The organism is Arthrobacter wenxiniae (assembly GCF_013376105.1).
Classification (GTDB): domain Bacteria; phylum Actinomycetota; class Actinomycetes; order Actinomycetales; family Micrococcaceae; genus Specibacter; species Specibacter wenxiniae.
This window is the reverse complement of sequence record NZ_JAAMFM010000016.1, coordinates 43,736-65,660: the sequence shown is the minus strand read 5'-3', so window position 1 is coordinate 65,660 and position 21,925 is coordinate 43,736. Positions and strand designations below refer to the sequence as shown.

12 protein-coding genes are annotated in these 21,925 nt (G+C 67.3%); 2 read left to right on the top strand and 10 right to left on the bottom strand.

Annotated features, from left to right (window positions below; all coding sequences use genetic code 11):
• Window positions 1-13: 13 nt before the first annotated feature.
• The 5 genes from G6034_RS11635 to glf form a co-directional block, all read right to left on the bottom strand.
• Window positions 14-1,996: a DUF6541 family protein gene (locus G6034_RS11635; RefSeq protein WP_176635282.1), complete on the bottom strand. Its 1,983-nt coding sequence runs from the start codon at window positions 1,994-1,996 to the stop codon at window positions 14-16.
• A gap of 112 nt (window positions 1,997-2,108) precedes the next feature.
• Window positions 2,109-2,837 carry an ABC transporter ATP-binding protein gene (locus G6034_RS11630; RefSeq protein WP_176635281.1) on the bottom strand — a complete coding sequence of 243 codons (729 nt, stop codon included), beginning with the start codon at window positions 2,835-2,837 and terminating at the stop codon, window positions 2,109-2,111.
• Entirely contained in the window at window positions 2,837-3,742 is a 906-nt protein-coding gene (locus G6034_RS11625) for an ABC transporter permease (RefSeq protein WP_343038029.1), read from the bottom strand. The genes G6034_RS11630 and G6034_RS11625 overlap by 1 nt, the downstream gene beginning before the upstream one ends.
• On the bottom strand, window positions 3,739-5,778 hold the full coding sequence (locus G6034_RS11620) for a glycosyltransferase (RefSeq protein ID WP_176635280.1): 2,040 nt from the start codon (window positions 5,776-5,778) through the stop codon (window positions 3,739-3,741). The genes G6034_RS11625 and G6034_RS11620 overlap by 4 nt, the downstream gene beginning before the upstream one ends.
• Window positions 5,775-6,959, bottom strand: a complete 1,185-nt coding sequence (glf, locus tag G6034_RS11615; protein WP_176635279.1) for a UDP-galactopyranose mutase — start codon at window positions 6,957-6,959, stop codon at window positions 5,775-5,777. The genes G6034_RS11620 and glf overlap by 4 nt, the downstream gene beginning before the upstream one ends.
• Window positions 6,960-7,225: 266 nt before the next feature.
• On the opposite strand from glf, the gene G6034_RS11610 reads away from it, so the two are divergent.
• Window positions 7,226-11,689 (top strand): FtsK/SpoIIIE domain-containing protein, encoded by a 4,464-nt coding sequence (locus G6034_RS11610; protein ID WP_176635278.1) that lies wholly within the window; start codon window positions 7,226-7,228, stop codon window positions 11,687-11,689.
• Window positions 11,690-11,709: 20 nt separating this feature from the next.
• Here the strand turns inward: G6034_RS11610 and G6034_RS11605 are convergent, their stop codons facing one another.
• Window positions 11,710-12,189, bottom strand: coding sequence for a hypothetical protein (locus G6034_RS11605; protein WP_176635277.1), 480 nt, complete (start codon window positions 12,187-12,189; stop codon window positions 11,710-11,712).
• A 243-nt stretch (window positions 12,190-12,432) separates the two neighbouring features.
• Here G6034_RS11605 and G6034_RS11600 point away from each other — a divergent pair, with 243 nt between their 5' ends.
• The gene (locus G6034_RS11600; protein ID WP_038469266.1) at window positions 12,433-12,681 is read left to right on the top strand and encodes a WhiB family transcriptional regulator; all 249 of its coding nucleotides are present in this window, start codon (window positions 12,433-12,435) and stop codon (window positions 12,679-12,681) included.
• A 230-nt stretch (window positions 12,682-12,911) separates the two neighbouring features.
• Here the strand turns inward: G6034_RS11600 and G6034_RS11595 are convergent, their stop codons facing one another.
• From G6034_RS11595 to G6034_RS11580, 4 genes are all read right to left on the bottom strand, one after another.
• Entirely contained in the window at window positions 12,912-14,387 is a 1,476-nt protein-coding gene (locus tag G6034_RS11595) for a sensor histidine kinase (protein WP_176635276.1), read from the bottom strand.
• Between the two features lie 72 nt (window positions 14,388-14,459).
• Window positions 14,460-19,340: an NAD-glutamate dehydrogenase gene (locus G6034_RS11590; protein ID WP_176635275.1), complete on the bottom strand. Its 4,881-nt coding sequence runs from the start codon at window positions 19,338-19,340 to the stop codon at window positions 14,460-14,462.
• A gap of 58 nt (window positions 19,341-19,398) precedes the next feature.
• Complete coding sequence (locus G6034_RS11585; protein ID WP_343038028.1) at window positions 19,399-21,126, bottom strand: MinD/ParA family ATP-binding protein; 1,728 nt, start codon at window positions 21,124-21,126, stop codon at window positions 19,399-19,401.
• Between the two features lie 32 nt (window positions 21,127-21,158).
• On the bottom strand, window positions 21,159-21,794 hold the full coding sequence (locus G6034_RS11580; protein ID WP_176635274.1) for a hypothetical protein: 636 nt from the start codon (window positions 21,792-21,794) through the stop codon (window positions 21,159-21,161).
• Window positions 21,795-21,925: the final 131 nt, after the last annotated feature.

The following is a 21,925-nucleotide window of genomic DNA, read 5'->3' as shown; positions in this document are numbered from 1 at the left end:
GCCGTTTCAGCATTTACCAGCATGCTCTCACCTTGTACAGTTTCGCGGCACCCTGCTGGTCTACAAGCTGCACCGAGGCGGAGGTTGCCAGGTCCTGCAGGCCCGGATACGTCCGGCTGGCGGGGTGGTTGAGCAGGTACTGTGTGCCGAAGTCAAGGACGTAGTGCACGTCCAGGTCCCGAATGGCCTTGCAGACGGCAGGGTTCCCAGCCGCCTTGTTCAGCGACTGGTCCACGACCGACTGCTCCTTGGTGGTCCCCTGGCTCAGGTGGTACTTGAGCACCTTTCTGTCCGCGAAGGCATAGACAAGGCCCGAACCGTTCCAGGGGTTGCCGGCAATGACGGCGTTCGCCGGCACCTCCCCGTCAATCCTGGCCAGAAGCTGGTATTCGTCGTCGGAGAGAATGGACGACGGCGTGTTGCGCTCGTAGAACTGCTTGTTGGTCGCGATGTACGTGCGGATGGAGCCAAGCTGCGTTGAGACGGCAAGAAACCCCAGCACCAGGAGCGAGGCGGCGACGCCGGCGGCCAGTGCGGGGCGGCTCCACGGGCGGACCACGGCAGCCTTGCGGTCCCTGAACCTGGCGGCCGCCCGCACGCAGGCATCGACTATCCCGGCAAGCCCGACGGCGGCCAGCACCACCGCGAATGCCGGCAGGTAGGCGGCAAGGCGGTTCGTGTCGGCATACCAGATCCCGGTCCAGAAGAAACGCACGGGACCCTTCGCCACGGCCGCGTCAACGACGTAGAGCGACGCCGCCGCCGCGAAGCTGAGCAGCCACCAAATCTGGCGCCTCCCGCCCACCATCCGGAAGATGCCCACCGCCGCGAGGACGGAAATGACCACTGCGGAGCGGGTCGACATTTCGCCGTTGGCCAGCACCTCGCCGATGGCCCCGGGCGTGGTGGTGTGCGGCGTCCACCCGGTGTAGCTTCCCGGCCGGAGCGTGTTCCACGCCACGATTGCGACGGCGGCGCACGCCACGGTGAGCGCCGCCGGTGCGATGTAGTGCCGCCACGGCGATCCGGCGACGGCCAGCCTTCGCAGGTGCAGGCCCATGGCCCACGCCGCCATCGGCACGCTGAACGCCAGGACCGCCCCCACGGCGCTCATGTGCGCCAGCGTCATGCCGGGGACCAGGAGGAGCAGGGCCAGCCACAGCCGCCACGGGCGCTCGGCGTGGTCGGAGAGCCTGAACAACAGGACAATGACCGCCAGTGCCGCCGGGATGACGCTGACCGATAGCAGGTTCGGGAAGAGCGGACCCCACACGAGCAACAGGAACGGGAAGGCCGCCAGGCCGGCGGCAAAGATGCCGGACGCCATGATCGCCACCAGCTTTGGCCCCGCCACCACGCGCGTGAGAAAGACGACCGAAACCGGCCAGATGACCGCGCAAATGGTCAGGTTCAAGCTGGTGACAGCCAGTGGCACCGACGCGCCCGTCAACTGCACGAGCAGGGCGGCGATGTCATGCCATACGGCCGGGTAGACGGCGCCCAATCCCTTTCCGCCCCCCATTTCGCCCAGGCTGAAGGTCGAGCCGTTGCCGGAATCGAGCACAAAACGCACGGCGTTGAGCTGGAACACGTCATCATAGCGCTGTGAAATATTGTCCGGAGCTCCCACCAGCTGCATGACCCTGCGTGCAATGAGCAGCGCGCCGGCCCCCATGCCCAGCACGGCCGCGCCCAGCACCATCCACGGGTCCCGGTGGATCGTGGCACGGTTGCGGGCGGACTGCCGGAAATCCGTCACCAGCCATGCCCCGGCGCAGGCGAGCACGCTCAGTCCGACGACGATCCATATGTTCCAGCGCAACCCGACCAACGGTGCGGCCACAGCTCCCACGCCGATGATGGACAGGGAGAGAACGGGAGCCAGGCCAAGCACGGCCAGCCTCCGAAACCCAAGCGAAAACGCCAGCGCGGCGCCAGGTGCCAACACCAGCACCATGCAAGCCAGCACCACCGGCACGGCAGTCCACCAGGACACTATTCCTCCAAATTGTTTACAGGTTCAGGGCCGGGCCGGCACTGCTGTGCGCGGCCCACTGGCACCGGAGCAGCAGAAATCCATTTCCGATGTTTTGCGTTAAGTCTGGCAGCTAGCTGCGAAGCCGGGCGATGACCTCGTCCACCGGCGCATCCATGACGGCATGCCCGGATTCCATCAAGATGCCCCTGTCGCAAACCTTGGCGACAACGTCAAGGTCATGGCTGACCACAATGAGCGTTTTCCCCGCCGCATGAAGTTCCTTGATCTTGGCCAGGCACTTCTTCTGGAAGGGCTCGTCCCCCACGGCCAGAATCTCATCGATCAAAAAGACGTCCGGGTCCGTGTGGACCGCCACCGAAAACGCCAGGCGCAGGTACATGCCGGAGGAATAAAACTTCACCTCCGTGTCGATGAACTCCTCGATTTCGGAGAAGGCGACAATCGAATCGAAGGCTGCGTCGATCTGCTCCTTGCTCATGCCCAGGATGGCGCCGTTGAGGTACACATTGTCCCGGCCGCTCAAGTCAGGGTGGAACCCTGCGCCAACCTCGATCAAGCCAGCCACCCGGCCCCGCGTTGACACTGTGCCGGTGTCCGGAAGCATGACGCCGGAGATGTGTTTGAGCAGCGTTGACTTTCCCGATCCGTTCAATCCAAGCAAGGCGACGGACTCCCCCATCGCCACGTCCAGGGTGATGTCGTTGAGGGCGTAGAACTTCTTGGAGAGATCGCCCTTGCGGCCCTTCATGATCCACACAAACGCTTCCTTGAGGGAGCGCGTGTGGCGCAGCACAAACTTCTTGCTGATGCCGCAGATTTCAATTGAATTTGTGGTCATTAGAGCTCCTGCGCAAAACGGCCTTCAAGCCGCCTGAAGACCATCTGCCCCAGGAACAGGACAAGCAATGATATGGCCATGCCCACGGGCGCCCACACGGACAACAGGTTCGGCACCATGGCCACGGTTTCCGCGGTGGTCGGGTACCAGAACGCCAGGTGGAAGGCCTCCACGGCCACGGACAGCGGGTTCACCTGGTACACCGCAAACCAGGCGGGCCCAAGCTTGTTGTGCACCATTTCCCACGAATACAGCACCGGGGAGGCCCAGGTGGCGACCAACAGCAGCATGTCCACAAAATTCTCCGCGTCGCGGAAATAGACATTGACGGCGCCAAAGAACAGGCCCAGCCCGGTGGCGAGCAGGGCCACCATGATGAAGGCGGCCACGGCCACGGCCACCTGGCTGATGGTGGGGTGCCAGCCGTTGAGCAGGCACACAAACGCCAGGATGACCACCTGCGGCAGGAAGTGCACGGCCGAAACCCAGACGGACGCCACAGGGAACAATTGCCGGGGAAGGTAGATCTTCTGGATCAGCCCCGAATTGCCCACGACCGAGCGCGCGGCGTTGCCGAGCGCCTCGGTGAAGAAGTTGATCAGCGCAATGCCGGAGAACAGGTAGATGGCATAGTTTGGCATGCCGCTCCTGTTTGTGGGGCTTTGCTCCAGGCCCAAAAAGACGCCGAGGGCAATGTAAAACACCACGAACTGCATGCCAGGCTTCACGTAGGACCACAGGATGCCCAGCACGGAACCGCGGTAGCGGACCTTGAGCTCCTTCTGCACCAAAAGGTTCAAGAGGTACCTGGAGCGGAAAACGTCCAGCAGCCCATTGCCATGGCCCGGGGCGGTCAGCGGGGGAACAGTGCTCGGGGCACTGTCCCCCCCAATCCCTGTTGTCACTTATCCGTCACCGGTGCGGGCGCCGAATCCAACGCCGGATTGGCGGCAAATGTCTGCTCCCAGACCCCGGGCGAGGTGAAGTTGGGGAGTTCCCTTTGGTAGGTGGCCGCCAGCTCATCCCAACGCAGCAGCAGCTTCTGGTGCAGGGCGACGCTGCGGGCCATGTATTTGCGGAACTTTTTGGCGTCCCGCTTGTACCAGGAGGCACCGGCACCGTCCGACGCGGACACCAGCGCCGAGTCCAGGCCAACCAGCCTCCACCAGCGCGCATCCATGGCTGGAACCACGGCTTCCGGGAAGTCCGCAGCCCCTTCACGGACGCCGCGCAGCTGGTGCAGGGCACCCGAGAGAGCGGCCGTCAGCGCGCCCGGAAGGCTCTGCGGCGCACTCGGTTGGCGGCCGAACCGTGGCGGCTTGACACGCCTTGCCGGCGGGAAGGTCGTGATGTCCTGGCGCACGGTGGCGTCCGGGAACGTGCTGCGAACGCGGCGGATCTCCGGGAGTTTGGTGCCCAGATTACGGTGCAGGTGCACGGGGCCCTCCAGGAGGTCTTCGAGCGCCTGGTGCCGCAGTTCCACGGCCGAATACTGCATCGACAACAGGTGGCGGACGTCCACCAGCATGCTCTCCACCGGCATCCGCCCGCCGCGCGCATACGGGGAGTGCAGCATGGCGGCCAGCCACCGGTTTCGCTGGTGGAAGTAGGCCTGCCAGTCAATGGTGTCGTCCTTTTCGGTCCACGGCATGTGCCACACGGCAGCGCCGGGAAGGGTTACCGTCCCGTAGCCGTTGGCCTTGGCCCGGATCCCATATTCGACGTCGTCCCACTTGATGAAGACCGGCAGCGAAAGCCCGATGTCCTCAATGATGGCGGTGGGGATGAGGCACATCCACCAGCCGTTGTAGTCGACGTCGATGCGCCGGTGCATCCACGGGGTGGTGCGCAGGTTGCTGGCGCCGAAGTCGTGGACTTCCTCGCTCTTGCCGGCCGACTCGTAGCGGAAGCGGTACTCGTTGATGGCCTCGCCGAAGTTGTGGACCACTGCGCGCTCAAACAGGTTGAACATGTGGCCGCCCACAATCGTGGGTTCCCGGGTGAAGTCGGCAAAGTGGACGGCGCGGAGCACGCCTTCCGTTTCGATCAGGACATCGTCGTCGAGCAGCATGACGTACTTGCTCTTGCCGGCCTTGACCGTCTCGAGCATGCCGCGGGCGAATCCGCCGGAGCCGCCCAGGTTGGCCTGCTCAACGAGCTTGAAGCGACCTCCAAGATTGGCGGCAGCCTCCTCGTAGCCCGGTTCGTCACGGACGCGCCGGTTGCCCTGATCGGTGACAATGAGGCAGTCCAGGACCTCTGTCAGGTCCTCGGATTCGGCAAACGTGCGCAGGTGCTTGACGCAGTAGTCCGGGCGGTTGAACGTGGTCACGCCCACGGAGAGAGTGCCGGCCACAAACCCGTCGGGCTGCGGCACGGACCACTCGGCCCTGTCAAGCGTGGTTGGGTTTTCGCCGGTGGCAAAGTCGAACCAGTACCAGCCGCCGTCGGCGAAGTTCATGATGGACAGGTCGATGCTGACCGGGGTTCCCTTGGCGACGCTCAGGCTCTCCACCCGGTTGGCCGTCCCGCGCGGCGTGGAGCGGTAGACGATCACGGTGGCATCGCCGTCGGCCTCCACGGTCAGGCGCACCTTTTCCACGTTGGTGTGGGCACGCCAGTAGCTGGCCGGGAAGGCGTTGAAGTAGGTGCCAAAGGACACCCGGCGGAATGCCGGCAGGCGCAGGGAGCGGCGGCCCTGGACATAGTCGGTGCGCTGGCGCGATCCGAGCATGGCCGCCGCCGGGACGGCCGCCGTCGTGCTTGCCCCCGACTTGGCTGCCGCATCATCCTTGGCGACCACGCGCTGGGCCGGGTTGAAGTCCACGTACAGGGGCAGGGTGTCGGTGTCCCCGTCCGTGGGGAAGACCACGCGGTGGATGGTCTTCCACAGCGTGGCGTCCGCCGCCGTCGTGCTTTCGGTCTTGGTTGCTACGCTCACGCGTCAACTCCTCCGCTTTGCAGCTTCGCCCCGCCGGTAAAGTGCGGCTTGATCTTGTTGTCGAACATGCTCAGGGCCGAACCAATGGCCATGTGCATGTCGAGGTACTTGTAGGTGCCCAGCCGGCCGCCGAACAGCACGTCCGCCTCGCCGTTGGCGAGGTCGCGGTAGGCGAGCAGCTTCTTGCGGTCATCGGCCGTGTTGACCGGATAGTAGGGCTCGTCGCCTTTCTCGGCGAAACGCGAGAATTCCCGCATGATGACCGTGGCGTCCTTGGTGTAGTCCCGCTCCGGGTGGAAGTGGCGAAACTCGTGGATGCGCGTGTAGGCCACGTCCTCATCCGGGTAGTTCATGACGGAGCAGCCCTGGAAGTCCTCGATGGGCAGCACTTCCTGCTCCAGGTCGATGGTGCGCCAGGAGAGGTCGCCCTCCGCGTAGTCGAAGTAGCGGTCCACGGGGCCCGTGTAGATGACCGGAACCTGCCCCAGCACGGCCTTGCGGCCGTAGTCGCCGCCGTCGAAGAAGTCGGTGTTCAGCACCACCTCAATGTTCGGGTGGTCCGCCATGCGCTCGATCCACGCGGTGTAGCCGTCGACCGGCAGGCCCTCGTAGGTGTCGGAGAAGTAGCGGTTGTCGTAGTTGTAGCGCACGGGCAGCCGGGAGATGATCGACGCCGGCAGGTCCTTCGGGTCCGTCTGCCACTGCTTGCCCGTGTAGTGCTTGATGAATGCCTCATAGAGGGGGCGGCCAATGAGCTGGATGCCCTTGTCGTTGAGGTTCGACGGGTCGGTGCCCGCCAGCTCGCCGGCCTGCTCCTGGATCAGCGCACGCGCCTCGCCCGGGCCCATGGCGGAACGGAAGAACTGGTTGATGGTGCCCAGGTTGATGGGCATCTGGTACACCTCGCCCTTGTGCGAGGTGTACACCTTGTGCTGGTAGTTGGTGAACTGGGTGAAGCGGTTCACGTACTCCCAGACACGCTCGTTGGAGGTGTGAAAGAGATGGGCGCCGTAGCGGTGCACCTCGATGCCGGTCTGGGCCTCGTTCTCGCTGTAGGCGTTGCCGCCGATGTGGTGGCGGCGGTCCAGCACGGCCACATTCAAGCCCAATTCCGTGGCGGCACGTTCTGCAATGGTCAGGCCAAAGAAACCCGAACCGACGACGATTAGGTCAGCGTTCACAAACTCTCCTGTGTTCCTTGCGCGGCGGTATACAGGCACAGCAGTGCCACGCCTACCGTCCTAGGTTACCCGAACGTTATCCAAACACTCTCCGTCCGAGCTATGACACATGGCACGTCGGGGCCGTTCATCCCTCCACATGGCGCCCGGCCGGCCGGCTTGTTGACAATGGCCGACGCCGGACCTTCCGGACGTTTCCCGCCCGCCTAGGCTCGTCAGGACACGGCGGGCGCAGGGGCCGCCGCAATGCTGGGAAAGGGGCCCTGGTGCGTTTGGAAATCACGGCCGTGGCAGGTCCCGGAACCGTTCCCTTCGAGCCCGCCGAACTGAGCATTTCGCTGCCGGACGGGGGCGGCGGGCAGGCCGTGGCCGCGGCATTGCACGAACTCTGGCCGGAGGCGCTCTTCACGGTGGAGGGCGCTGCCCTGGACGGCCTCGTTGCCGGGCGCCAGCCGCTGACGGACGGAGCCGTGGTGGTTGTGGCGCCGGGCAGCGGTGTCCCGCAAGGCTCGGCGCGCACCACGCACGGACCAGGCGCCCCGGCCGTGCTGGCCGTCTGCTCCGGGCCGGGAGCGGGGGCCATGTTTCCGTTGCACCGCGGCAGCTACAGTGTGGGGCGCGGCCACTGCCGGATTGTGGTGGCCGACCCCACCCTGTCCAGGCACCACGGAACCCTGACGGTCGGCGAGCGCGGCATGACCCTGTCCGCGGAACCGGGCTCCGCCGGATTCAGCATCCTGCGCGGCTGGCAGGACAGCCCGTTTGTCGCTGCCACGCCACTGAGAGGAACCGCCACCATCGAAGTGGGCGACCTCATCCGCTGCGGCATGTCCGGCCTGGCCGTTCGGCTGGCCATGCCGGCGGGCACCGGCGGGTCCGGCGGACGGGGACTTCGCAACACAGGGGCTGCGCCGGGCGTGGACGGGCCCCATGCCGGGAGCGGGGACATCTCAGACAGGGACCCCGCCACGCCGTGGGGCACCCCGGACAGTTCCGGGCTGCTGGATGCATCGGTGCTGGCACCCATGCAATTGTCCTTCAGCACCTGGCCGCCGCGCAGCCGGTGGGGCGCCTTGGCCGCCGGCCTGGTGCCGCTGGCGTCGGGTGTGCTGCTGGCCTGGCTGACCGGGTCGTGGATGTTTCTGGGCTTTGCCGCCATGGGAGCCGTCGCCATCCTCCCGCCGCTGCTCGGCGGTGCCAGGCAGCGCCGCGCGTTCCGCGCTTCGACCGCCGCCGACGCTGCGCGCAACGCCTCCCGCCGCCTCGCTGCCTTCCCGGGCGCCGATGCCCTGATGGCGGCTGCCCTGGGCCCGGCAGCTTCGGGCCGGCCCGGGGCCGGCCAGTGGGACCCCGGCCCGCGCGGTTCGGGTCCACCGGGCGGGCAGCTCGCCGTCCGCGTGGGCACCGCCGCCCAGCGTGCCACGTCGGAGCCCGTATCCGGCAGTCCCCCACCCAGCCCGCCCGAAGGCAGCGACATGCCCGTCGCCGTCGAACTTGGACCGGCATCGATCCAGATTTCCGGGCCTCTGGGACCACTGCGGCTGTTGCTGCATTTTGTGCTCATGCAGCTGGACTCTGCAGGGGTGCCGGTTGTGCTGTGGGGGCCCGCGTCCGAACTTCCCCTGCCGGCCAGGTTTCTGCCGCGCACAGTGCTGGCGGGCAGCCAGACAGCGGCGGCTGGCGCTGTCCACAGCCTGAACGCTGCAGCAAAAGCCGCTGGGACCGGTCCGGACAGGGAAGGTTCCGCCGGCGGCGGGCCTGGATGGACGGCAGCGGCGGGCCCGGGGGTCCCTGCCTGCGTGCTCGTGTCATTCCTCGCACAGCCCGGCGTGCTCCTCGCACAATTTCCGCACCTGCCGTCCATTAACTTCTCCCCGCAAACCAGCCCTGGAGGCCCCGGACCCCGCGAGGTGCAGCTGCACCCTGCGGGCAACGGCGCTGTGGGGCACGTTGGCGGCCTCGCATTTGTCCCGGACGGGGTGCCTGCCGCGATTTTTGACCGGTACGCCCGGTCCCGGGGCGCTTCAGGAAAAAAACCGGAACCGGAGGCCCTTCCCTTGGGTGCCTGTTGCGTCCCGCCGCCGCAAGGCCGCAGTCCGGAGGGTGTGGCCCAACAGTGGAGGACAAACCTGGGCGGCCCCCTCAGGCCGGTGCCGGTCGGCCGGTCGCCCGCAGGCCATGAAATGTTCAGTTTTGTTGACGACGGCCCGCACCTGCTGGTGGGCGGCACGACGGGCTCGGGGAAGTCGGAGTTTCTTCGGACGCTGGTCGGTGGCCTCGCCGCAGCCCACTCCCCCACAGACCTGCAGTTCATTCTCGTTGACTTCAAGGGCGGAGCGGGGCTGGGCCCGTTGCGGAAATTCCCCCACACGTCAGCCCTCGTCACCGACCTCGACGGCGGTGGCCTGGACCGGCTGCTTGCATCCCTGCGTGCCGAGGTCCATCGGCGCGAGGCAGTCCTGGGCCGGGTCGAGTCAGCCGATGCCAACACCTTCCGGGCCGGCACGGTCCTCCCGGGAGGCGCAGGCATGGCACACCTGGTCATCGTCATAGACGAGTTCCGGGTGCTGGTGGACCAGTACCCCGACGCCATGAACCAACTCATGCGCCTCGCTGCCGTGGGCCGGTCGCTGGGAATCCACCTCGTCATGGCAACTCAGCGGCCGCAGGGCGCCATCAGCCCGGACATCCGTGCCAACGTCACCTCCTCCGTCTGCCTGCGCGTCCAAACCACCTATGACTCCCAGGACGTCATAGGGTCTGCGGCGGCGGCCTTTATTGCCGTTGACACCCCGGGGCGTGCCTATATCAGCCGCGCCGGGGGCCGGCCCACCCCGTTCCAGAGCGCCACACTCCGGCTGCCGGCACCCCCCAGCAGCCTGGCCCCCCGCGCAGTTCCCGCTGCCGACTTGCTGCGGGCGCAGGCTGCCGACGCGGCGCCAGGTCATGCCGGAGGACAACCGGAGCCTGCGGGACCGCCCGGTCCCGCTGCAGCGCGGGCCGCCAGGACAGACGGCGGCGTGGCGGCTCCAAGCCTGCCGGAAAGTGACATTGACGCCGTGGCCGGTGTCCTCGCGGCCGCATGGCAGATGCTGTCCGGCCCGCCACGCCCGGGCCCGGCGGACGCCGCAGCGGCGGTACGGACCAAGCCAGACGGCCCTCCTTGGCCGGACCAAGACACCGAGGCGCGGCCCAGGGGCAACAGCAACGCGCTGGCTGCATGGACGGCGGCACCGGCCGTCGTGGCGCCCGAGCTGCCCCGCGAACTTGACCTGCCCGCCCTGCCGGGGCTGCCAGGCGGCGACGCCGGGACCGGCGACGCCGAGGATGGGACCTGGGCCCGGATCCGGCGACGCGGACAGCATGCGGCAGTCGGGGGACGCGGGGAGGACGCAGTGCTGGTGGGGATGGTGGACGTGCCCGAACGCCAATCGCTGGAGCCCCTGACGTGGTCGCCTTCGCTCCACTCGCATGTGGCATGCGTCGGCACCCGTGCTGCCTCCTCATCAGCGGTTGGCCTCCTCGCGGCGCGGCTGCTGGACTCAAATGCGGGCCGGGCCGCTGCGTCCAGGCAGCATGTCTACATCCTGGACGGTGACGGGTCGATGGAGAACCTCTCGCACCGGCCTGGTGTGGGCGGCTGTGCAACGCCAGCGGTTCTGCGCACCGCGGCGCGCCTGCTCTTGCGCCTGTCCGAGGTGGCCACCTCCACGGAGGCACCCGTGGCAGTGTTTGTCAGCGATTGGGGACGGTGGGTGGCCGCCTTCCGGTCCAGCCCCTGGCCCTGGGCCGAGGATTCCGCCGCCGCCCTGGTGCGCCACTGCCGCCCCAATGTGGCCGTGGTTCTGGGCGGGGACCGCGAATTGCTCACCGCACCGTTCATGGCGGCCGTCCCCAACCGCATGTTCCTGCCGTTCGGTGCCAGTGCCGAATCCAGGCTCATGTGGCCGCCCAGTCCACGGTCCGTGCCCCTGCCTGGCAGGGCTGTCCTCTACGGCCCAATGAACGCCGCCGCCGCCCGGGGAGCGCCCGACGAGCCCCATCTGGCCCAGCTTGGCCGGGCCGGTCAAGAGCACCGGGGGCCCTTGTCCCTGCGGGACGGGCGGGCCGCGACCCCACCCGTCCTCGTCAGGGACCTGCCCGAGTCGCTCACCTTGGACGATGTCAGACGCGCCATGTCCGGGCTGCGGACGGGTGCCGCCGCCGGCGCCGGGACTTCCGCGGCGTCCGGGACTTCCGCGGCGGAAGGCACAGGAGCCGCTTGTGCCTTGGCCCTGGGCCTGGGCGGCGATTGCGGCGCGCCCATCAGCATCCTGCTCGCCCCTGGGGCCGTCCTTCCGGTCCTCGGCGGGCCCGGATCGGGAAAATCAACCTTCATGGCGGCGGTGCGGGAACTGAACCGGACGCCGGAGTGCATGCTGTGGGCCGACGATGCCACCATGCTGCAGCCGGAGGCGCTCCAGGCCATCTCCCGGGCGCTGGCTGCCGGCCGCTCGGCCCTGGTGGCTGTGCCCAACCACCTGCCCACGCTGGCCCGGCTTCCGCTTGAGTGGGGCCTGCGCACTGCGGAGCGGGGAATCGTCCTCAGGCCGGCAAGGGCGCAGGATGGCGAGTTGTTCGGCCTGCGCCTTGACACTGCCGGGTCGGAGCCACCGGGGAGGGCCGTCCTTGTGGACCGCGGCCGGACCAAATGGTTCCAGTTCCCGTTCGTTGAACGCGGGGCGGCCTGAGCGAGGCGGCTACAGCCCGGCTACAGAAGGGGCTGGCCGCCGCCGGCGCGCAAGGAAAACTCGACCACCCTCGGCGTGAACAGGTAAAAGATGACGGCAAGGGCGGGCAGGAGCAGCACCAGGCCCGTAGCGGTGGAGCCGTTGAGCAAAGAGGGAACCGCGATTGCCACCGTGAGCAATTGCCACACAAAGGCCGCCGACCGCGTCCAGCGGAACCCCTTGAAGGCGTTGACGGAAACTGCGGCCAGCCCTGCGGCAAGGGCAAAAACGAGCACGATCAGGAAGACAGTGCCGGCAATGGAAAGGGAAGGTTGTGTGAACGCGGCAACCGTAAAGACCACACCGGCCACCGCCAGGGCCACGGCCTGAAGCCCGACCACACCGGAGATGACATAGACGCCGGGAGGCCGGCGCGCCGGACTGCCCTGCGGGCCGGGCGCGGTGTTGTCCCGCGGCCCTGGATCCGGCTGTTCTGCGGGGTTCACTGGAGGTCTTGACACAACTGCACCTTACCGGAGATAGTCGGGGAACAACCATGCTGGAGAGCCTGCGGGCGGCATTCGTGTGACGCATCGCTCATGGCCGCGGGCCAACAAAAGCATCACAACCCCTTGTTTACATGGAGTTAACATGACACGCTTAACTCGATGACCTAAAGGGGCCGATAACGGCCCCTTTCTTATGTGGCCTAACGTGAAATTTTTCACAAACGGCCTTCCGTTCCAAAGGAGTGAGTGATCAGCATGGACTGGCGTAGTCGCGCAGCCTGCCTTGACAAGGACCCGGAATTGTTTTTCCCCGTGGGAAACACCGGGCCGGCTTTGTTGCAGATCGAGGAAGCAAAGAGCGTGTGCCGTCGTTGTCCGGTCATTGACACCTGTCTAAAGTGGGCAATCGAGTCCGGCCAGGACGCCGGCGTGTGGGGCGGGCTGAGCGAAGACGAGCGCCGCGCCATGAAGCGCCGGGCCGCACGGGCCAGGCGCGCCAGCTAGGACTCGGAAAACCAGCCAGCCGACCCGCAGCAGGGTTCGAAGTCCAACAAAATCACTGGGACTTCGCCCGCCGCTGCGGGTCAGCTGTTTAACCGGTCGCCGCTGCACGTCAGGACGGTGCCGCCGCCGGCTGCCCGGGTCTCGACAGGCTCGACCACCGGCGACAGGCTCGACCGGCGCCTGGGTCTCGACAGGCTCGACCACCGGCGACAAGCTCGACCGGCGGCGGCTCAGTGGCGGCGGATCAGCGACATGTCCAGCAGCACGGCGGTGCCGCCGCCCTCGCGCGGGGTCCACTCAATGGTGCCGCCCAACTCGCTGGTGACCAGCGTGCGCACAATCTGCAGCCCCAGCCCTTCGCTGATGTGCCCTTCCGGGAGGCCCACGCCGTCGTCGGCGATGGTGACGGCAATGGCGTCGTCGCCGGCGTCGTTCTTATAGCGGCGGGCGGTCAGGGAGACAGTGCCCTCGCGGTCCTGCAGGCCGTGCTCCACCGCGTTGGTGACAAGTTCGTTGATGACCAGTGCCAGGGGCGTGGCAAAGTCGCTGGGGAGTTCGCCGAATGCCCCCGCACGTTCGGTGCGAACGCGCTGCGACGGGGAGGCCACCTCGGCCGAGAGGCGGAACTGCCGGTCGATCAGTTCGTCAAAGTCCACGCTTTGCGCCAAGCCCTGGGAGAGCGTTTCATGCACCAGGGCGATCGTGGACACGCGGCGCATGGCCTGTTCCAGCCCCTGCCGCCCTTCTTCGCTGTGCATCCGCCGGGACTGCATCCGCAACAGCGCTGCAACAGTTTGCAGGTTGTTTTTCACCCGGTGGTGAATCTCCCGGATGGTGGCATCCTTGGTGACAAGTTCCTGCTCACGGCGACGCAGTTCGGAAACGTCGCGGCACAGCACCAGTGCGCCGAAGCGTTCCGTGGCGTCGCGCAGCGGAATGGCCCGGAGGGACAGGCTCACGCCCCGTGATTCAATTTCAGTGCGCCACGGCATGCGCCCCGTGACCACCAGCGGCAGCGTCTCATCCACCATGCGGCGGTCCTTCAGCAGCCCGGTGGTCACTTCCGCCAGGGAGCGGCCCTCCAGCGACTCGCCGTCGCCGAGGCGGCGGAACGCGGAGACCCCGTTGGGGCTCGCATACTGGACAATTCCGTCCACGTCCAGGCGCAGGACGCCGTCACCCACGCGGGGCGCACCGCGCCGTGAACCGGTGGGCGAGGCAAAGTCGGGCCACAGCCCCAGGGTGCCCATCTTCAGCAGGTCGTAGGCGCACTGGCGGTAGGTCAGTTCCAGCCGGGAGGGCATCCGCGAGCTGGAAAGGTCCATGTGGGTGGTGATGACGGCCAGGGTGCGGCCGTTGCGCACCATGGGGATCGCTTCCACGCGCATGGCCAGGTCGGCGTTCCAGATGCCGGTTTCACTGGAGCGCTCGATGTTCTGGCTGCGCCAGGCGGCACGGACCAGGGGGTCCAGCTCCGGGCGGATCCCCTCGCCGACAAAGTCGGAGTGGAACATCGTGTGGCTGGTGGACGGGCGGACATGCGCCAGGGCGACGTAGCCCTTGTCCGGGTGCGGAAACCACAGGGCGAGGTCGGCGAAGGAAAGGTCGGCAATCAGCTGCCAGTCCCCCACCAGCAGGTGCAGCCATTCGGCATCCCCCGGCCCAAAATCAGCGCCCTCCCTGATCATGTCGGCAAAGATGGCCATGCGCGGCTCCTTCGGAATTGGGTGGGCGGGGCGGCCGGTTCCCGCAGGCAACCGGCCGCCCCGCCGCTTCAGCTAGCGCCGGACAATTGAGCGCAAGAGCCTCAATGCTACCGACAACGACGCCATGTCGTCTTGTTCAAGTTCGTTGACTTCGGCAAACATCTTGGTGGCCCGGCCCAGTTGTTCCTTGTTCTGCGCTTCCCAGGCCGCAATGCGGTCCTCGGTGGACATGCCGCCCTCCGTGCTGTGCATGACATTGCGTGTCATGTCCGCCGTGGTGGCGTAGAGGTCGTCGCGCAAGGCGGCACGGGCCAGCGCCTGCCAGCGGTCATTGCGGGGCAGCGCCGTGATCCGTTCCAGCAGGGCGTCCACGCCGTACCGGTCGTAGAGCGCGTAGTAGACGCTGGCGACGTCGTCCACGGGCTCATCAATGTCGCCGCTGACCTTGGCGATGTCCAGCAGCGGGAAGGACTCAAAGAGTTCCGCCCATTGCCGGCCCAGGGTGTCCGGCATGTCAAAGGATTTGGCATGGTCGTACCAGGACTGGACGCGGGCGGCGTCGACCCCCTGCACGTAGCTGCCCAGACGCCCGCCCACGGAGGCAACCACGGGTTTGAACTGGCTGATGACCTCTTCGATGCTGCGCTGGCCGCTGCTCTCGTTGACAAGCCACCGCAGGGCGCGGTCCAGCAGCCGGCGCATGTCCAGCTGCACGGTGCACCACTGTTCGGTGGGAAACGACGGCGGCAACTCGCGAAGTGCCTTGGTCATGGACTCGAAGTCGAAGATCTCATGCAGCGCCACAAAGGCCTTGGCAATCGCGACCTCGTCCGCGGAGGACTCCTCCATGGCCCGGAAGGCGAAGGTGATCCCGCCCAGGTTCACCATGTCATTGGCAACCACGGTGGCAATGATCTCGCGGCGCAAGGGGTGCGTGTCGAGTTCCGCGTCGAAGCGAGCCGCCACTTCCTGCGGGAAGTAACGACGCAGGGTCCGCTTGAACCACGGGTCGTCGGCGAGGTCGCTCCCGGACAGCGCCGTGGCCAGTTCCATCTTGGCATAGGCGGCCAGCACCGCAAGCTCGGGGGACGTCAGCCCCTGTCCGCCCTGCAGCCGCTCGTGGAGTTCATCGTTGGTGGGCAGCGCCTCGATGGCGCGGTCGAGGTCGCCATGTTGCTCGAGCCAGTCCATGAACCGTTCATAGCTGGGGCTCCATTCCACCACTTTCTGCCGGTCGTTGAGCAGCAGCACGTTCTGGTCGATGTTGTCCTCGAGGACCAGGTGGCCGATCTCATCCGTCATGGACATCAGGAAGTTGGCGCGTTCGTCCGGGTCGATCTTCCCTGCTGCGACCATGCGGTCAACGAAGATCTTGATGTTGACCTCATGGTCGGAGCAGTCCACGCCGGCGGAGTTGTCGATGGCGTCCGTGTTCAGGATGACCCCGTGCAGGGCCGCCTCAACCCGGCCGTGCTGGGTCATGCCCAGGTTTCCGCCTTCGCCGATGACCTTCACGCGGAGGTCCCTGCCGTCGACTCGGATGGCGTCGTTGGTCTTGTCCCCCACGTCAGCGTTGCTTTCGCTGCTGGCCTTGATGTAGGTGCCGATGCCGCCGTTGTAAAGCAGGTCGGCCGGGGCAAGGAGCACTGCCCGGAGCAGTTCAGGCGGGCTGAGCTTGACCGTGCCGTCCGGCAGTCCCAAGGCCGTGCGCACCTGTTCGGTGATGGGGATCGACTTCAGCATGCGGGAGTAGACGCCGCCGCCTTCGCTGATCAGTTCCTTGTTGTAGTCCTGCCAGGACGAGCGGGGCAGGTCGTAGAGCCGCTGGCGCTCGTCAAAGGCCGCACCCGGTTCGGGGTTCGGATCCAGGAAGATGTCGCGGTGGTCGAACGCCGCAACGAGCTTGACGTGGCGGGTCCGCAGCAGGCCGTTGCCGAACACGTCGCCCGACATGTCCCCAATGCCAACGGCCGTGAATTCCTCGGCCTGGGTGTCGACGTCGAACTCGCTGAAGTGCCGCTTGACGGACTCCCAGGCGCCGCGGGCGGTGATGCCCATGGCCTTATGGTCGTAGCCCACCGAGCCGCCGGAGGCGAAGGCGTCGCCCAGCCAAAAGCCGTATTCGGCGGAGATCGCGTTGGCGGTGTCGGAGAAGGAGGCCGTGCCCTTGTCCGCGGCCACCACCAGGTAGGTGTCGTCGGCGTCGTGGCGAACCACGTTTTCCGGCGGCACCACCACTTCCCCGTCCGCGGTGGCCACCAGGTTGTCGGTGACGTCCAGCAGCCCCCTGATGAAGGTCTTGTAGCTCTCCCGGCCCTCCGCGATCCACGCCCCGCGGTCAGCGGCGGGGTTGGGAAGGGCCTTGGGGAAGAACCCGCCCTTGGCGCCCGTGGGGACAATGACGGCATTCTTGACGGTTTGCGCCTTCACCAGGCCCAGGACCTCGGTTCGGAAATCCTCCCGGCGGTCCGACCAGCGCAGGCCGCCGCGGGCCACCTTGCCAAAGCGCAGGTGGACGCCTTCGACACGGGGCGAGTAGACCCAGATTTCAAACATGGGTCGCGGGAACGGCAGTCCCGTGATCCGCGCCGGGTCCAGTTTCAGGCTCAGGAAATCGCGGCCCCGGTAGTAGTTGGTGCGCAGCGTGGCGTCAACCAGGTTGGCGATGGTGCGCAGCACGCGGTCGGCATCCAGGGTCGGGACGCCTTCCAGGGCCGCGTCAAGGCGTCCGTGGACCTCGGCAATCCGTTCCGGGCGCGTGGCGTCGATGGCGCTCGGGTCGAAGCGGGCCTCAAAGAGTTCCACCAGGGCCCGGGTCACGGCCACGTTGTGGAGCAGCGTATCCGCGATGAAGCCGAAGGAGTTGGTGTTGCCCATCTGGCGCAGGTACTTCGCGTAGGCGCGCAGGATGACGATTTGGCGCCACTCCATGCCCTCGGTAAGCACCAGCCTGTCGAAGAGGTCGGATTCGCTGGCCCCCGTGGTGGCGGCCCCGAAAGCGTTGGTGAGCAGGTCCGCCGTTTTCAGGGGGTCGACGCCGGCCGGGTACTTGAGGCCGAGGTCGTAGAGGAAGAAGTCGCGCTTGTCCGCGGTTTCAATCTCGAAGGGACGCTCGTCGATGACCTCGATGCCGAGGTTGTGGAAGAACGGCAGGATTTGGCTCAGGCTCTGCGGGTGGGCCATGTAGAGCTTGACGCGGGCGTCCCCCTGCTGGCCGTCCAGGGCGCCGTCCGGCAGGTACACATTCATCCCGGGCGCGCACTCCTCCGCCGGGCCGCCGGCCTCCCCCACCTGCTTGTAGTGGGTGTCGAAGTCCTCAAAGCGCTTGATGTCCTCCAGCGCGTCCTCAACCTCAAAGTCCACCCGGTAGCTGGCGGGAAACGCCTCGGACCACTTGGCGGCCAGGTGTTCGGCGGCTTCCAGCGGCTGGGTCTCACGGAGCACCTGGGCGATGCCTTCAGGCCAGGAGCGGGCGGCCATGACGAGCCGCTGCTCCAGTTCGGCGGAGCGGAGATCGGCCGGGATGATGAAATCCTTGGACAGGCGGATGCGGAAGAACAGGCGGGCCAGTGCCGACTCGCTCATCCTGGCCTCAAAGTCGATGGAGACGGCGTCAAAGGTCCGGGTGAGCTCGTCCTCGATGCGCCGGCGCACGGCCGTGGTGTAGCGGTCCCGCGGGATGAAGATCAGCGCCGACATGAAGCGGCCGTAAATGTCGGGCCGCAGGAACAGCCGGGTGCGCCGTCGCTCCTGCAGCCGAAGGATGCCCTCGGCGGTTTCGATCAGCTGATCGGTTTCAATCTGGAACAGTTCATCGCGCGGATAGGTTTCCAGCACGGCGAACAGGTCCTTGCCCGAGTGCGAGTCCGGCGGAAAGCCAAAGTGGCGCAGCACGGCGTCGACTTTTTCCCGTACCACGGGGATGTTCCGCACGGAACCGGTGTAGACGGCGGAGGAGAAGAGGCCGATGAAGCGCTGTTCGCCGTTGACGTTCCCCTGCGAGTCAAAGGACTTGATGCCGATGTAGTCCAGGTACGCGGCCCGGTGCACCGTGGATCGGGAGTTCGCCTTGGTGATGACCAGGACGCGCTTTTCCCGCGCCTTGCGCCGTCCGGTGATGGTCAGGTGCTGGACGGTGGGGTGGTTGGAGCCGTCCCGCAACAAGCCCAGGCCGCTGCCTTCGCGGTTGACCAGCACATCCTCGCCGTCCTGCTTGATGAGGTCGTACTCGCGGTAGCCCAGAAAGGTGAAGTTGCCCGCGTCCATCCAGTGCAGCAGGTCCTCGGCCTCCCGGATGTCGGAGATGTGTTCCCCGGCGAGTTCCGTGGCCAGGACCTCGGCCCGGCTGAGGGCCTTCTCGCGCATGGCCGGCCAGTCCTCCACTGCGGCACGGACATTGCCAAGGACCTTGATGAGGCCGTCCACCAGGCGCGACTTTGCCTCGTCGTCGGCCTTGTCGATCTCGACGGCGATCCAGGATTCCAGGTGGGGGGAGTTGTCGCCGTCCGCGATCAGGTGCGCGAAGCTGGGCAGGGTGGCGGTGTCGCCGCTGGCCACGCCGGCGTGGGAGGGAACCTTGTGGATGCCGGCCAGGATGTTGGTCCCCCGGGCCCTGGACACCACGAACATGGGGTGGGTCACCAGCCGGATGGCCCGGTTTTGGTGCACGAGTTCGGCGCTGACGGAGTCGACCAGAAACGGCATGTCGTCGGTCACGATGTACACCACGCTGGCGTCACGCTCGTCCAAGACCTCCACCTTGACCGTGCCGGGAGCCCTGTCCGAGGCCAGGGCCCGGTGGGTCAGCGCCCTGGAATTGAGGGTCGAGGCCTGGTACGCCGCCCTGTCCTCGTCGGACAGCTGCACGTAGTAGTCGGTGATGAACTGTTGGTCACCGGCGCCGAGCTCGGTGGAATCCTTCAGGGACCCGGTCGTGGGGGATTTGGACGACATAAAATTAACGCCTCCGTCAAAGAGTAAAAGACCGCTACTTTGCGGCCTCTTCTTGAGCCTAGCCCGGATTCCCGGGCCTTGCTGTGGCGCTTAATACAGCAGTTCTGTGGTTTCCCTGGACAGGTGCACAACAGATGTCGCGGATGGCCCGGCGCAGGGCGGAGTCCGGGGCCAGTTCCTGCAGCAGCTGCCCTTCCAGCAATGCCCGGGCGGGGACGTCGGGGTCCCAGGGGAGGACATGGCCAATGGGCAGTGCCGGCCCGAACCGCTGCCAGGCATCCTCGAGGGCTTTCACCGGGGAACCCCCCGCGGACTTTTTCCGGACCTTGTTCAACACCACCCGCACCTCGGACCCTGCGCAAGCCTCCGTCAGGTCCGCGAGTGCCCGGATGAGCCGCGGGATGCCGACGGCATCCGCGCTGCCCACCGCGTAGATGGTGTCCGCCTGGGCCAGCGCGGCAAGGGTTGCCGCGTTGCGCCGCGGCGCCACAGTGTCATAGCTGAGTTCCTCGTCGGTTTCCAGGCAGAAGCCACAGTCAATGACAACCGTGTCCACCATGGTCCGGGCCGTCTGGAGCACCCGCTCAACGGCGGCCGCGCGGAGTTCGGGCCACCGGTCCGAACGGGTCAGGCCGGTCAGGAGCGAAAACGTGCCGCCGGCGCACACCACCTCGGAGCAGATCCGGGCCAGTTCAGCCACCGTCAGCAGGCCCTGGTCGGCCACCCTGCAGGCCTGGGCAAAGGACGCGGACTCATCCAGGAGGCCCAGGCTGGCGGCAACGCTGGCCCCGTAGCTGTCGGCGTCGACCAGCATGACCCGTTGCCCCCGGGCTGCGAGTTCGCCGGCCATGTTGACGGCGAGAAGCGTTCGCCCCGGTGAACCTATGGGCCCCCACACGGCCAGGGTGCGCCGCGTTACGGGATCCCCGGCCAGGGCGGACTCCTGCGCGCCGGCCTCCGCGGCGCCCAAATCCGCGGCGCCGGCCGCCACAACGCGCGCGTGCCCTGCGGGCGTCCCGCCGCCTCGTGGCCGCAGCAGCGAGCCGCCGCCGGCCACCGCGGACTTCACCCGCCCAGCAACCTTGGCTAGGACGCCCGGGGCCGGGGCATGGCTTCCGGAGCGCCCGCCGGGCCTGGTCTGAATGTGCGCGACATGACCGCCCCCGGCCTGCCCGGGTGGCTCCCCGGCGGCATTGTCCGCCGGTTCGCCGGCGGTGGACGCACGGCCGGGGAAGGGTCCAGCGGCGGCGGCACTGTCCGGTTCCCGACCCCGGGCGCCCGCAGTCGGTCCGGCGAAAGGCCAGCCTCCGGCGAAAGGCCGGCCTCCGGCGTCGCCCGGCAATCGGGCATCGTCCGGCAGCCCGGTGGAATGCGGCAGTCCGCGGCGGGGCACGTCGGCAGGCCGTTCAGCAAGGGGGAAGCCAAAGGAGGCCGACGGGCGGTGCCTGCGGGCGCTGACCACGGCCAGCACGGATTCGGTGAGCAGTTCCACCCCGGCCGTTCCGGTGAGGGGCCAGGCGCCAATGCTGCGCAGCCGTGCCGCCTCGGCGGGAGTTGCTGCCACCGCCACGACGCTGACTCCGACGGCCGTGAGGCGGTCGACCAGCGTGGCCGTCAGGGCGTCCGTGTCCGCGGCCACCACGGCCACCTGCGCCAGCCCGCTTTGGCAGGCGGCCAGCAGCCCCGCCAGCTCGGGACAGCGCCGGACCACGGCGACGGGCCCGCGGCTGCGTTCCAGCGCCTCAATGGCGTGCTCCGGGGTGTCCCCAACCGCAACGACGGTCACCGCTCGGACAGGGCCCGCAGGATCAACGGGGATCACCGGGCGCCTGCCGGGTTCCACACCACGGACACCTTGGCCTTGTTGGCCACGGCCCCCAGGAACTGTGGCATTTGGACGTCCGTCACGAGCACCATGAGTTGCGTGGTCCGACCCGCCCCGAGGCTGGTGGAGGAGTCATTCAAGGCGGCCACTTCTGCGCCCGGCAGCATGAGCACCGGTTCCCGATAGCCGTTGCGTTCGTCGGGCAACGCAACCCACACGTCGACGTGCGATCCGGCCACCACCTCCTTGGGCAGCGGCTCGGACACGGTCACGGATGCGGTCTTGCGGTCCAGCGCGTCAGTGCCTCCGATGCTGCTGGCAGGCACCAGCTCTCCCTTTGGGACCATCCGCACGGCCACGGCATGGGTGGGAAGGGCTCCCCCGGGGTCCAGGTATTTCCCGTCCAGCTCGCCGAGGCGCACCCGGACAACGTCAAAGGAATCCTCCGTGACGGTCTGGCCCACCACCAGCGCGTCCCTGGCCACATAGGCGGGGACTGTTTTATCGGCGCTGTCCAAAAGTGCCACCACGCCGGCAACGGAGGCCAGGACCAGCAGCATGCCGACGAAGAGCCGCGGGTCCCGCCACGACGGTTTGGCCAGTCTTGGCGCCCTGCCCTGTGCGTCCATCCCCTGGCTCCTCCCCCGACCCGCCACGCCCGGGCCCCGGGGGGAGTGGGCGGACGGACTGCTACAGCGCGGCAAGCGTGGACCGCATTGCCTTCATTTCTACCGTTGAAACGTCCATGGTGAAAGGCCCG